This is a genomic window from Enterococcus sp. DIV1328a, from assembly GCF_050536905.1.
Lineage (GTDB): Bacteria > Bacillota > Bacilli > Lactobacillales > Enterococcaceae > Enterococcus > Enterococcus faecalis.
This window is the reverse complement of record NZ_CP172912.1, coordinates 1,840,122-1,854,187: the sequence shown is the minus strand read 5'-3', so window position 1 is coordinate 1,854,187 and position 14,066 is coordinate 1,840,122. Positions and strand designations below refer to the sequence as shown.

General features: G+C 36.4%; 8 protein-coding genes. 6 read left to right on the top strand and 2 right to left on the bottom strand.

Going from position 1 to position 14,066, the window contains the following annotated elements:
- Positions 1 to 18: 18 nt before the first annotated feature.
- A complete protein-coding gene (gene trpS / locus IGL93_RS08950) occupies positions 19 to 1,023 on the top strand; it encodes a tryptophan--tRNA ligase (protein ID WP_002356846.1) in 1,005 nt (334 codons plus the stop codon).
- Positions 1,024 to 1,076: 53 nt separating this feature from the next.
- Here the strand turns inward: trpS and IGL93_RS08945 are convergent, their stop codons facing one another.
- Positions 1,077 to 2,855 carry an ABC transporter ATP-binding protein gene (locus IGL93_RS08945; protein ID WP_010729996.1) on the bottom strand — a complete coding sequence of 593 codons (1,779 nt, stop codon included), beginning with the start codon at positions 2,853 to 2,855 and terminating at the stop codon, positions 1,077 to 1,079.
- 52 nt (positions 2,856 to 2,907) lie between these two features.
- The gene (locus tag IGL93_RS08940; RefSeq protein ID WP_002359874.1) at positions 2,908 to 4,635 is read right to left on the bottom strand and encodes an ABC transporter ATP-binding protein; all 1,728 of its coding nucleotides are present in this window, start codon (positions 4,633 to 4,635) and stop codon (positions 2,908 to 2,910) included.
- A gap of 66 nt (positions 4,636 to 4,701) precedes the next feature.
- On the opposite strand from IGL93_RS08940, the gene IGL93_RS08935 reads away from it, so the two are divergent.
- The 5 genes from IGL93_RS08935 to IGL93_RS08915 all read left to right on the top strand — a co-directional run bounded on the left by IGL93_RS08935 (position 4,702) and on the right by IGL93_RS08915 (position 14,051).
- Entirely contained in the window at positions 4,702 to 5,517 is an 816-nt protein-coding gene (locus IGL93_RS08935) for a MerR family transcriptional regulator (protein ID WP_002395516.1), read from the top strand.
- A gap of 473 nt (positions 5,518 to 5,990) precedes the next feature.
- A complete protein-coding gene (locus IGL93_RS08930; protein ID WP_033789427.1) occupies positions 5,991 to 10,133 on the top strand; it encodes an isopeptide-forming domain-containing fimbrial protein in 4,143 nt (1,380 codons plus the stop codon).
- A 536-nt stretch (positions 10,134 to 10,669) separates the two neighbouring features.
- Positions 10,670 to 11,626 carry an ABC transporter permease gene (locus IGL93_RS08925; protein ID WP_002356852.1) on the top strand — a complete coding sequence of 319 codons (957 nt, stop codon included), beginning with the start codon at positions 10,670 to 10,672 and terminating at the stop codon, positions 11,624 to 11,626.
- A gap of 11 nt (positions 11,627 to 11,637) precedes the next feature.
- Positions 11,638 to 12,561 (top strand): carbohydrate ABC transporter permease, encoded by a 924-nt coding sequence (locus tag IGL93_RS08920; RefSeq protein ID WP_002359877.1) that lies wholly within the window; start codon positions 11,638 to 11,640, stop codon positions 12,559 to 12,561.
- Positions 12,562 to 12,584: 23 nt separating this feature from the next.
- Complete coding sequence (locus tag IGL93_RS08915) at positions 12,585 to 14,051, top strand: ABC transporter substrate-binding protein (protein ID WP_010775977.1); 1,467 nt, start codon at positions 12,585 to 12,587, stop codon at positions 14,049 to 14,051.
- The last annotated feature ends 15 nt before the right edge of the window (positions 14,052 to 14,066 follow it).

Sequence of the window (14,066 nt, the reverse complement as noted above, 5' to 3'; positions counted from 1 at the left end):
GATAAAGGTGTGTAGACAATGAATACTATCTTAACAGGTGATCGTCCAACTGGTAAATTGCACCTAGGACATTACGTAGGTTCCTTAAAAAAACGAGTAGAAATGCAAGCAGACCCTACAAATCAATTATTTGTCATGATTGCAGATTTACAAGCATTGACAGATAATGCAAAAAATCCCGAAAAAGTTTCAGCCAATGTTTTAGAAGTTGCTTTGGACTATTTAGCAGTTGGTTTAGACCCTACGAAAACAACAATTTTTATCCAATCGCAAATTCCACAGTTAGCTGAATTAACAATGTACTATCTAAATTTAGTGACCACGTCACGTGTACGTCGGAATCCAACGGTCAAAGCAGAAATTGAGCAAAAAAAATTTGGGGAAGGTGTTCCGACAGGATTCTTTATTTATCCCGTTTCACAAGCTGCTGATATTACTGCCTTTCAAGCGAACTTAGTCCCAGTTGGGGAAGACCAAAAACCAATGTTGGAACAAGCGCAAGAAATTGTGCATAGTTTTAATCAGACGTACGGTGAAGTTTTAGTTAGACCGGAAGCTGTGTTACCACCAAAAGGCATGGGACGCTTGCCAGGAATTGATGGAAACGGAAAAATGAGTAAGTCTTTAGGCAATGGTATTTATCTTTCAGATCCAGCTGAAGTGGTACAGAAAAAAGTAATGAGTATGTATACCGATCCAAATCATATTCGTATAGAGGACCCAGGACAAGTTGAAGGAAATATGGTCTTTACTTACTTGGATGTCTTTGGGAAAGAGAAAGAATATATTGAAGAATTAAAAGAGCACTATCGTCATGGCGGTTTAGGAGATGTGAAAATTAAACGTTACTTAATTGATGTCCTAGAAGAAGAACTCGCACCGATTCGTCGACGTCGTGAAGAGCTGGCTAAAAATCCAGAAGCGATTATGGAAATGTTGCATAAAGGAAGTCTTGCTGCTGAAAAAGTGGCAGCACAAACCTTAACAGAAGTCAAAAAAGCGATGGGAATTCAATATTTCTAAGCAATAAAAGAACTGGAACAAGTCAAAAGAAGAATGACTTGTTCCAGTTCTTTTTAAGTGGTTTGAAATTGACTATTATATAAGCTGGCGTAAAGAGTCGGAGCTTGTAATAGTTCCTGATGCGTTCCTTTTTCAATAATATCGCCATTTTTCATCACTAAAATTAAATCAGCATTTTCAATCGTAGATAATCGATGAGCGATAACGAAGCTTGTTCGATTTTCTGTGACAGTTTCCATCGCTTTTTGAATATGGGCTTCTGTTCGTGTGTCCACACTCGAAGTTGCTTCATCGAGAATAACAACGGGCGGATTTGCTAAAATGATTCGGGCGATGGTTAATAACTGTTGTTGCCCTTGTGATAATGCACCATTTTCGCTAGAAATAATTGTGTCATATCCTTGAGGAAGGGTCCGAATAAAATGATCACATTGAGCAATTTTAGCTGCTTCAATTATTTCTTCACGAGAAGCATCTTTTTTTCCATAGGCAATATTATCTGCTACGGTTCCTTCAAATAGCCAAGTGTTTTGTAAAACCATGCCAAATAAATTTCTTAGATTTTGTCGAGAAAGTTTCGTAATATCAATCCCATCAAAAGTAATGGCGCCTTGATTTATTTCATAGAAACGCATTAATAAGTTAACTAATGTTGTTTTACCAGCGCCGGTGGGTCCCACAATGGCCACTGTTTTTTTCGGTTGAACAGAAAAATCAACATTTTTCATTAAAATTTTTTCTGGTGTGTAGCCAAATTGAACATTTTTAAATTCAATGGCTCCTTTAGGAGAAGAAATAGTTTCTAAATGAGTTGCTTCTGGCTGTTCATCAGCTTCATCTAAGATAACAAAAATCCGATCAATGGAAGCCATCGCTGCTTGAATTGAGTTAATGACATAAGAAGCGGTAGAAATCGGCTCAGAAATTTGGTTGATATATTGCAAATATGCTTGCAAGAAACCAATCGTAATACCACCAGATAAAACGAGCATTGCGCCGAAGATAGCACTAATAATAAAAGCCAACTGATTGATAAAACGAATAGCTGGATAAATCGCAAAATTTAGAAACTGTGCTTTTTTAAAGGCACGATAATGTTGTTGATTAACAGCATCAATTGTTTTTTCAGCATTTTGCTGTTGATTAAAGGTTTTTGTGACCAAATTTCCTGCTAAATATTCTTCCATCTTATTATTTAATTGACCTAATTCAGCTTGACTTTGATCAGCAAACACCTTGTTTTTATTCGCGATTTTTGTCGTCATGAAAGTACTGCCGCCAATTAGGAGCAACACTAAAATGGTTAATTTTGCATCAATATAGAACAACATGATTCCTGCAAAAAGGATAGTCACGACGGAAGTGAAAAATTGGTTGATGCCTGTTAAAAGAACTTGTGACAATTGGTTTAAGCCAGTTGTTGAACGACTAATGATATCGCCCACTTGGTGATTGTCAAAGAAGGCCATTGGTAAAGTTTTAAACTTTTTTGTCACTTCTTTTCTAATTCTTAAAGTAACCCGTTCGCTTAAAGAAGCCATTGCTCGTTCCTGAATAAAAGAAGTGATACTACTAATGATTGAAAAGAGAATTAAAAGTAAGACGGGACCTAAGAGTGCTTCTTCAACTAAAGGAAGTGTCATGCCTTTGAGCCCGACACGCTTGATAGCTTCTAAGAGGTTATCAATCCCGATTGCCATAATATAGGTCATGGCAACAATTAATAAGTTTCCAATTAAACTGCAGATCATTAGACCATAAAAGATTGGATGCTCAGGTTTAATCATTTTCCAGAAACGTTTAAAGCTTTGAAGATTCATTGTTTTTTTCATTGTATGGCTTGAAAAGAAAACTTTCTTTCAAGCAGTCACATCCTTTCTTTAGTTACTTGGGTAAGATACCTTGCGATTTAGCAAAGTCTTGGTAATAGCTATTAGTGGTAAGTAAATCAGCGTGGGTGCCTTGACCAACAATCCTTCCTTCATCTAGGACGATAATATTGTCAGCGTTCATGATTGTACTTAACCGTTGAGCAACAATGAGTAAAGTTTTGTCCGACATTTGTGCATGTAAAGCGGCACGTAGAGCGGCGTCAGTTTTGTAATCTAATGCGGAAAAGCTATCATCGAAAATATAAACGTCTGCCGGTTTGATTAAGGCTCGTGCAATACACATTCTTTGTTTTTGACCACCAGAATAGTTGGACCCGCCTTGTGCTACGAAACTTTCAATCCCTTGTGGTAAGGAATCGATAAATTCAGAAGATTGTGAAATTTCTAGTGCCGTTCTTATTTCTTCTGTAGTTGCTTTGGCATTTCCCATTAATAAGTTTGATAAGATTGTCCCACTGAAAAGAAAGGCTTTTTGTGGCACATAACTGATGACTTGGCGAATCGTTTGCTGAGATAATGAGCGGATATCTGTGCCAGAATAGCTAATCGTGCCGGCTGTGACCTCATTTATTCGTAAAAGTAACTTAACTAAAGTACTTTTACCAGCGCCAGTTGCCCCAACAATCGCCGTTGTTTTTCCTTTAGGGATGACAAAACTAACATTTTCTAAAACAGGATCAGCTGTTTCTGTGTATTGAAACGTGACGTGATCGAAGCAAATCAAGGCTTTCTCAGGATGATAAGCAATGGTTGCTTCAGTATGAGGATCGCTAATTTCAATTTCTTCTGACAAAACTTCTTGCAAGCGATTCAAGGAAGCAACGGACCGTGGAATGACAACTAATACCATAGCCGCAATCATTAAGTAGGCCAAAGTTAGAAGCGTATATTCAATCACAGCTGTAACGGTGCCAATTTGTAGGGTGCCTACTGCAACTAAATTACCGCCAAACCACAAAATAGAGGCGTACACAACGCCCATTAATAAAAAGGCAACGGGAGTAATCCAAGCAAAGATTTGATTCACTTTACTCATGCGTTCAGCATAATTTTTAAATGTTTGATTGGTTCGCTGCTCTTCAAAGTCTTGATTATTGAACGCACGAATCATATTAATTCCAGTAAAGAACTCTCGTAAAGTCGTAGTAATTCGATCCATTTTTGGTTGAATTTTTAAAGATAAAGGGGTACCTTTTTTCATTAAAAAATAAACAACGACTAAGTAAAATACGATGGAAGCCAATGTTACCCAAGCGAGTGAAACTGAATAAGAAAATGTCATCACTAAGGCAAATAAACTAATAATAGGCGCTGGAAAGATTAATTGGCAAAACAGCACAATCATTGTTTGAACATTGTCTACATCGTTGGTCATTCTAGTTAGCAAAGAATTTGAACCAAATTTATCAACATTTTTCATCGAGAATTGTTGAAATTTTTTAAAGAACAATCCTCTAACTTGAAAACCAAACTTAGCAGCTACTAAAGCAGACAAATAGCTAGAAATAATTGCGGCAATTGTTCCAATGAATGCCACAAGAAACATTTGTATGCCAATCGTTTTAATTACTTGTTGGTCACCGCTAACGATGCCCACATCAATCAACTTGCCAACTAATTTAGGGACGCCAAGGGTTCCTGCGATTTGCAAACAGATGGTTAAAGTTGTCGCAAGAACAATCCATTTATTTTCTTTAATAAACTCTTTCATTAATTTCATGAAATTTCCTCCTTAAACAATACCGTTTTAGCTGTTACAAAGAGTCATTGTACACGTTCAAGTAACTTGAATGTCAACAGTAGAAATGCTAAACTTTTTGATGGAGGGAACAGTATGGAAAAAAATTACACAATAAAAGATGTTTCTGAGTTGTTAAATATCCCTAAGTCCACGATTCGTTATTGGGACGAGCAAGGGTTGATTAGTACAACACGCAATGAAGAAAACGGATATCGAACCTTTGATTTAGAAGATTTGTTCAAAATATATGATATTGATTTTTATCGAAAAATGGGGATTCCTATCAAAGATATGTTGAATTTATATAAAAAGACTCCTACCGATCTCTATGCCACCATGGAAGCAACAGAAGAACAACTGGGGCAAGAAATAAAAAGGCTTCAGCATAAATACAAAGAAATCAAGAAAAGAAAATTACATTTACATGCGTTAATTGATTTAGAAACATTGGTTTTTTCAGATGAACCAATTCCTTTTGATAAAATTGTTGTTGTTGATATTGAGGATCCAGAAGAGATGAAAGTTTACATGGAACACATTTCAACTTTAGGTATTTACGGGGATTTAAGTGAATCCAATGAATTGACGTATGGGATTTGTTTGGCAAATCATGTGAATAAAAAAAGTTTAGACAAAGTGATTTGGCTCAAAGAACCAAGTAGCCAATACAAAGGCTTTATTTTAAAAGTCAATACACAAGATACCCGTTTGAATAATATCGAAGAAGTAAAAAAGCGTTTAGCAAAACAAGGATTTGAAACAGGCATCGTTGTCGGGGAGCATATCTTGACACAACTAGAAGAGGAAAATCAATATATTGAATATTATTATGGTTGGATTGAAATTTTAGGGGAAAAGTAAAACAATTAAAAAAAGGAACTAGCAATAGCAAATGTAGCTAAGCTAGTTTCTTTTTTTGGTAAATGTAATGAAAATTACATGAAAAAAGTTTTAGTTTTTAAAACAATTTAGAACGAATGTTATTAAAGGGAAAACAATAAAAAAATTACTCTTAAAGCTAGAACTTACCTATATTTGTATTTTTTTAGGGAAAGTCAATATATTTGCTTCATATAAAACGTGTTATTTAATTCGCTATTTTTTGTTGAAATATCGGGTTTTTTTCTTTTTTTAGCTAATATAATGTGTTACTTTTTGATTATAAGGAGAAACGGAAAATCGTACGTTAAAAAAAGTTGTTGTAGCTAAATAAAGAAAGAATTGAAGGTTGAAAAGTATTTTATGGAGGTGGATATTGAGAAACAATTAGTAATTGTAAAAGTTGTTTGAAGATGATTTGTTTAAGTAAATGAAAAGAACGAAGGAGAATGTAAATGAATAAAGCAGTTAAAAATTTTGTGAGTTACCTTATGATTACCATGCTGTTTATTTTAAATTTGTTACCAATGATGAACGCATTTGCTCAAGAAGTAACAAGTGATGCTGAGAATACTGTTGAAAAAGACGGGCTCAAAGTAATAGGGAAAATAGAAGATACATCGTCTCAAGAAGATATTAAAACGGTCACTTACGAAGTAACAAATACACGAGATGTACCAATCAAAAATCTCATTTTAAAACAAAAAAATAACAATGATAGTCCAATCAAATTTGTATTAGATACTTTAAGCGAAGAGCGAGGACCTACGTCTTTAGAAGAACAAGCAAAGGTTGAAACAAATGAGAAAGATCGAACAACCGATATTAAACTGCTTAACCTTCAACCAAATTCGACAAGAAAGATTACCATAAATGGGCAAATAACTACAAAAGCGTCGAGCAAGTTATTGGTCAGCGTACTAATAGAAGATAATGAAAAAGGGACACTAGTAATTGATTTACCTAGTAAAGATATGCTAGCAGATAAAGAGTTTGTTTCGAAGGAAAAACAGGAAACTTCAGAAACAAAAGTAGAAAATCAGGCAAGCGAAACAGCCTCTTCTACAAATGAAATGACCGCAACTACTAGTAACGAAACAAAGCCTGAAGCAGGAAAGGCGACAGAAAGTATTCAAGAGACTGCACTAATGCAGGCTACCGAAAGTCCTGAGCAACCTCCATTAAAGGCGCAACCTACTGGTCCGTTAGTGCCACCAACACCTGGTCGGGGGTTTAATACACCGATTTATCAAAGCGTTCATAAAGGAGAACTTTTTTCAACGGGAAATACCAACTTAAAAATTGCGAATGAAAGTACGGCGGCTGCGCAAACATTTTTAAACACACGAGGAGCAAGTAGTGGTTATGCAATTAACAATTTTCCTTTAGAATTTGCAGATGTTGACAATGATCCAAATACGTATAACTCTAGTCGGGCTTATATTGATTTAAATGGTGCAAAAGAGATTGCTTGGGCGGGCTTATTTTGGAGTGCATCTAGATATAAAGGCCCTGCTTACGGAACAAATCTTTCTGATGAAGAAATTAGTGCACCAGTTCAATTTACAACACCAAATGGAACCGTACAGCGCGTTTCGCCCCAAAGGTACCATCGTATCGATCAAGATGCAACAAATCCAGGACAACGTTTCGGATACAATAATACTGGATTTTCTAATTATGCAGATGTAACTTCAATTTTACAAGGGGATAAAAGTGCGACAGGAAGTTATACGTTAGCAGATATTCCTATGACAAGTAGTTTAAATGGTCAATATCAATATTATAACTTTAGTGGTTGGAGTTTGTTTGTTGTTACAAAGGATCAGGCAAGTAAGTCAAGAGCTTTTAGTATTTACTATGGAGCACGTGGCAATGCTGCTGGAACTAATAATGAATTTACTATGAGCAACTTTTTAACAGCAAAACAAGGAAATCTTGATCCAATTGTGACCTGGTTTACTGTTCAAGGAGATAAATACTGGACTGGAGACAACGCACAAATTAAAAATAGCGCAGGAACTTGGGTAAATATTTCGAACACGCTCAATCCAGTTAATAATGCTATGAACGCAACTGTGACAGATAACGATGAACATATGGTAGATAAGTATCCAGGAAAATTTGCGCCGGATCATCCTAATTTTTTAGATATTGATATCGATCGTATGGCAATTCCCGAAGGTGTTTTAAATGCTGGACAAAACCAAATTAATTTTAGAACAACAAGTAGTGGTGACGATTATTCTACGAATGCGATTGGTTTTGCTGTAAACGCAGAAACACCTGAATTTGAAATTAAGAAAGAAATTGTGGAACCAAAAGAAACTTACAAAGTTGGTGAAACAATCACGTATCGTGTCTCACTAAAAAATACAAAAGCTGATTCAGAAGCGATAAATTCAGTCTCGAAGGATGCACTAGATGGTCGCTTAAATTATTTGCCAGGCTCTTTAAAAATTATTAGTGGACCAAATTCTGGTGAAAAAACGGATGCTTCAGGCGATGATCAAGCTGAATATGATGAAACCAATAAACAAATTATAGTCCGTGTCGGCAATGGTGCAACTGCTACACAAGGAGGTAGCTACAAAGCTGATACAGCTGAAACAATTTACGAATTTAAAGCGCAGATAAATGAACGAGCAAAAGCAAATGAATTAGTGCCTAATAGCGCAACCGTTGAGGCAGTAGATATTTTAACATCTGCAAAAGTCAACGAAACTTCTAATATAGTAGAAGCAAAAATTGCGGACGAACAGGTAACTGGCAAATTAACCGCAACAAAAACCGTTAATAACGCCAAACCAAAACTAGGGGAAGAAATCGAATACACCATCAGCTTCCGCAACACTATCGAAAACGGCATCCTAAACAAAGTAGTTATCACAGACCAACTACCCAAAGGACTAACGTATGTCAAAGATAGCCTAACAAGTGTTGGTGATGAACCAAAACCAACCAGCTTGAAAGAAACCAACGGCATAATCACGGCGGAATACCCAAGTATCACTGATACAAAAGAGCGGATTATTCGTTTCAAAGTGATCGTTAACGAAGAAGCCAAAGCGGGCGAAACAATTCTCAACAAAGCCAAAGTAGATGACACAGTCAATCCACCCGAAGAACCAGAGGTGCCGGTGGTACCAGAAGCGAAAGAAGGCAAACTAACCGCAACAAAAACCGTTAATAACGCCAAACCAAAACTAGGGGAAGCAATCGAATACACCATCAGCTTCCGCAACACTATCGAAAATGGCGTCCTAAACAAAGTAGTTATCACAGACCAACTACCCAAAGGACTGACGTATGTCAAAGATAGCCTAATAAGTGTCGGTGATGAACCAAAACCAACCAGCTTGAAAGAAATCAACGGCACAATCACAGCGGAATACCCAAGTATCACTGATACAAAAGAGCGGAGTATTCGCTTCAAAGTGATCGTTAATGAAGAAGCCAAAGCGGGCGAAACAATTCTTAACAAAGCCAAAGTAGATGACACAGTCAATCCACCAGAAGAACCAGAGGTGCCCATTACACCCGAAGAACCAATCACACCTCGAACAAAAGAAGGCAAATTAACCGCTACAAAAACCGTTAATAACGCCAAACCAAAACTAGGCGAAACTATCGAATACACCATCAGCTTCCGCAACACTGTCGAAAACGGCGTCCTAAACAAAGTAGTTATCACAGACCAACTACCCAAAGGACTGACATATGTCAAAGATAGCCTAACAAGTGTCGGTGATGAACCAAAGCCAACCAGCTTGAAAGAAGCTAACGGCACAATCACAGCGGAATACCCAAGTATCACCGATACGAAAGAACGGAGTATTCGTTTCAAAGTGATCGTTAACGAAAAAGCCAAAGCAGGCGAAACAATTCTCAACAAAGCCAAAGTAGATGACACAGTCAATCCACCAGAAGAACCAAAGGTGCCCATTACACCCGAAGAACCAATCACACCTCGAATAAAAGAAGGCAAACTAACCGCAACAAAAACCGTTAATAACGCTAAACCAAAACTAGGCGAAACTATCGAGTACACCATTAGCTTCCGCAACACTGTCGAAAACGGCGTCCTAAACAAAGTAGTTATCACAGACCAACTACCCAAAGGACTAACGTATGTCAAAGATAGCCTAACAAGTGTTGGTGATGAACCAAAACCAACCAGCTTGAAAGAAGCTAACGGCACAATCACAGCGGAATACCCAAGTATCACCGATATGAAAGAACGGAGTATTCGTTTTAAAGTGATCGTTAATGAAGAAGCCAAGGCAGGCGAAATAATTCTCAACAAAGCCAAAGTAGATGACACAGTTAATCCACCCGAAGAACCAGAAGTGCCCATTACGCCTGAAGAACCAGCGAAAAATAAAAAGGAAACAAAAAAAGTTGTTACAGACCAGAACAAACCTACAAAAAATAGTAAAAATGAAATTGCCATAAACAAGAAAGAAACGTCTAAATCATCCTATTTACCAAAAACAGGAGAAAAAGTCCAAAAAATATTTGCGTATCTGGGTGTAGGACTGATCTTAATTGTATTAATTCTCTATGTTATAAAGAGAAACAAAGAAAAAGAGGAGTAAACAAAATCGATTGTTTTAGAACGACTAATTAGCTGAAAATTTAAGAGTTGGCAACATAAGTCAAAATGACCTATGTCGCCAACTCTTTTTGATTTATAACAAGAAACCCAACATATTGTGTGTGCATAAAGTCAAATAGAAAAATAGTAGTGAAATAGCTAGTAATAATAAAGAACCAGCTTGCATTAAAACTGCAAAAAAATAAACTACAATTAAACGAATTGCTCTAGTGTTTTTACGGATAAAATTCAAAAATAGTCCTCCTCAAAAATAATTAGAGGATAACCTTTGTGAAACTATCAAGTTCTCAGGTTTTATAAAACAAATACACACTAGCAAAATCGCTTTATGAGTGAGGCTTATCCAATTATTTTTAAGGTTCTTAAACAGTTGTAAAAAAAATATCAGATAAACGTTTTCACAAAGAACGGTCAATTCGGCAAATTTTTACCTTAAATGACACAAAATCTATAATTTGTTTCTCAAATCCTATAATTTGTTCCTTAAAAAGATATTATGAAAACGCTATTATATTTATGAAAGGAGCGAAACGAATGAAGAAGAAAAACGGGTTTTTTCAAAATGTATGGCGTTATAAGGCCTTAATCCTTATGGCGTTACCAGGATTTATCTGGTTTATATTTTTCTTCTATATACCAGTCTTAGCCAATGTGGTCGCATTTAAAGATTTTCATATTTCACCAGATGGTTTCTTAGCTAGTCTAAGAGAAAGTCCTTGGGTTGGTTTTGAAAACTTTAAATTTTTATTTGCGTCAAAAGATGCTTGGTTAATTACTAGAAACACCATTTTGTACAATGTCGTCTTTTTAGCCTTTAACTTATTCTTCGCGATTGCTTTTGCTATTATTATGAGTGAATTAAGAAATCGTCGCTTGGTTAAAGTTTATCACACGATGTCATTGCTACCATATTTCTTATCTTGGATGGTTATTAACTATTTTGTTTATGCCTTTTTAAGTCCAGATAAAGGGATTTTGAATCAATGGATTACTGGTAATGGCGGCACAATGATTAACTGGTATGCAGATCCACGTTGGTGGCCAGTAATTTTTGTCTTCCTAAATGTTTGGAAGAGTCTAGGCTACAACAGTATTATCTACTATGCTTCTGTGATGGGGATTGATCCGACATACTATGAAGCAGCGATGGTGGATGGTGCCAACAAATGGCAACAAATAAAAAATGTTACGATTCCACAAATTTTACCAATGATGTCTGTTTTATTAATTTTAAACATCGGCGGTATCTTCAGAGCAGACTTTGGTTTGTTCTACATCGTACCAAGAAACTCAGGTGCGCTTTACAACGTGACAAGTGTGTTAGATACCTATATTTACAATGGCTTAACGGCTACTGGTGATGTAGGCATGACGGCAGCTGCAGCGTTATATCAATCTGTCGTTGGGGCATGTTTGTTATTAATTGCGAATTTAGTTGTTCGTCGAATTGAACCAGATTCAGCACTATTTTAGGAGGAAGGATTATGAAAAAGAAAAAAGTCACTAGCGTTAACGTTCGATCCTTCAACCCGACAGCGAATTTGATTTTCAATATTGTCATTGCTATTTTTGCTATTTCCTGTGTGGTTCCGTTTTTCTTTGTTATTATGATTTCATTGACAAGTGAAGGATCATTAGCAGCAAACGGCTATCGGTTTTGGCCAAAAGAATTTTCATTGGAGGCCTATCGTTACATTTTCCAAGGGGCAATGAGTCAACGCATTATTCATGCCTTAGGGGTAACGGTCTTCATTACGGTGACAGGGACGATTGTCAATGCAACAATGACGTCATTATATGCCTATGTCATTTCTCGTTCCAACTTTCCGTTTAAAAAATTCTTTACATTGTTTGCTTTAATTACAATGTTATTTTCACCAGGGATGGTTGCGAACTATTTAGTAATGACAAACTTATTGCAATTGAAAGATACAATTTGGGCGTTAATTTTGCCTTTAGCTTTAGGACCATTTAATATTTTAGTGATGCGAACGTTTTTCAAGAAAACCGTGCCTGACAGTATTATTGAATCGGCACGTATTGATGGCGCAAGTGAAATGCGCATTTTTGTCAGCATTGTGTTACCGCTAGCCGTTCCAGGGATTGCCACAATTAGTTTATTTGCGGCTTTGGGTTATTGGAACGATTGGTTCAATGCATTACTTTACATTCAAAAAGATACCTTGGTACCATTACAGTACTTATTGATGAAAATTCAAAACAACTTAGAGTTCTTATCAAGAAGTACGGATATGGGTGCAGCAGCACAAGAAGGGTTAGGCGTTCTACCAAGTGAATCGGCTCGAATGGCGATTGTTGTCTTATCTACGTTACCAATTGCGTTAACTTACCCATTCTTCCAAAAATATTTCGTGGGTGGTTTAACAATCGGCGGCGTGAAAGAATAAAATTGTACAGGAGGAAATAAGGAATGAAAAAATGGCAAAAAGGATTAGCCGTAGCTGGCGCAGCAGCTTTAGCTGTAGGACTAAGCGCGTGCGGTAAATCTTCAAAAGATGCAGCGTCAAAAGGTGATGATAGTACACCAACGTTATTAATGTATCGTGTTGGGGACAAACCAGATAATTATGACCAATTAATCGATAATGCGAATAAAATTATCGAGAAAAAAATTGGGGCAAAATTAAAAATGGAATTTGTTGGTTGGGGCGATTGGGACCAAAAAATGTCAACAATCGTTGCTTCTGGTGAAAGCTATGATATTTCATTAGCACAAAATTATGCAACGAATGCACAAAAAGGCGCCTATGCTGATTTAACTGATTTAGCACCTAAATATGCGAAAGAAGCTTATGATCAATTACCAGATAACTATATTAAAGGAAATACGATCAATGGAAAACTGTATGCGTTCCCAATTTTAGGTAACTCTTACGGTCAACAAGTTTTAACTTTTAATAAAGAATATGTCGATAAATACAATTTAGATATTAGTAAAGTCGATGGTAGTTATGAAAGTGCAACCGAAGTTCTAAAAGAATTCCATAAAAAAGAACCAAATATTGCTGCTTTTGCTATCGGCCAAACATTCTTTGCAACAGGTAATTATGACTTCCCTATTGGTAACCAATATCCATTTGCAGTGAAAACAACTGATACTGGCTCACCAAAAATTATTAACCAATATGCCGACAAAGACATGATTAATAACTTAAAAGTCTTACATCAATGGTATAAAGATGGCTTGATTCCAACAGATGCTGCTACAAGTACAACACCATATGACTTAAATACCAATACTTGGTTCATGCGTCAAGAAACACAAGGACCTATGGATTATGGTGATACAATCTTAACACAAGCTGCTGGCAAACCACTTGTTTCTCGTCCACTAACAGAACCATTAAAAACAACAGCACAAGCGCAAATGGCTAACTATGTTGTTGCAAATACGTCTAAAAACAAAGAAAAAGCTGTTGAATTGCTAGGCTTATTAAACAGCAATCCAGAATTGTTAAACGGACTTGTTTATGGTGAAGAAGGCAAACAATATGAAAAAGTTGGCGATGATCGCGTGAAATTATTGAAAGATTACACACCAACAACTCATTTGAGTGCTTGGAACACAGGAAACAACTTAATCATTTGGCCAGAAGAATCTGTCACTGAAGAAATGGTTAAAGAACGTGATAAGAGCATCGAAGAAGCAAAAGATTCACCAATTCTTGGTTTTACTTTTGTAAATGATAAAGTGAAAACTGAAATCACTAACGTTGCTACAGTTATGAATCGTTACGCAGCAAGCTTAAATACAGGAACTGTTGATCCAGAAGAAACACTTCCAAAATTAATGGATGACCTAAAAACAGCTGGCTGGGATAAAGTTCAAAAAGAAATGCAAACACAATTAGACGAATATATCCAATCTCAAAAATAATCACAGGAGGCTGAG

Bases quoted from the DNA above. Each gene is read 5' to 3' on its own strand.
- trpS (WP_002356846.1), top strand. From the start codon at position 19: ATGAATACTATCTTAACAGGTGATCGTCCAACTGGTAAATTGCACCTA.
- IGL93_RS08945 (WP_010729996.1), bottom strand. From the start codon at position 2,855: ATGAAAAAAACAATGAATCTTCAAAGCTTTAAACGTTTCTGGAAAATG.
- IGL93_RS08940 (WP_002359874.1), bottom strand. From the start codon at position 4,635: ATGAAATTAATGAAAGAGTTTATTAAAGAAAATAAATGGATTGTTCTT.
- IGL93_RS08930 (WP_033789427.1), top strand. From the start codon at position 5,991: ATGAATAAAGCAGTTAAAAATTTTGTGAGTTACCTTATGATTACCATG.
- IGL93_RS08925 (WP_002356852.1), top strand. From the start codon at position 10,670: ATGAAAGGAGCGAAACGAATGAAGAAGAAAAACGGGTTTTTTCAAAAT.
- IGL93_RS08920 (WP_002359877.1), top strand. From the start codon at position 11,638: ATGAAAAAGAAAAAAGTCACTAGCGTTAACGTTCGATCCTTCAACCCG.
- IGL93_RS08915 (WP_010775977.1), top strand. From the start codon at position 12,585: ATGAAAAAATGGCAAAAAGGATTAGCCGTAGCTGGCGCAGCAGCTTTA.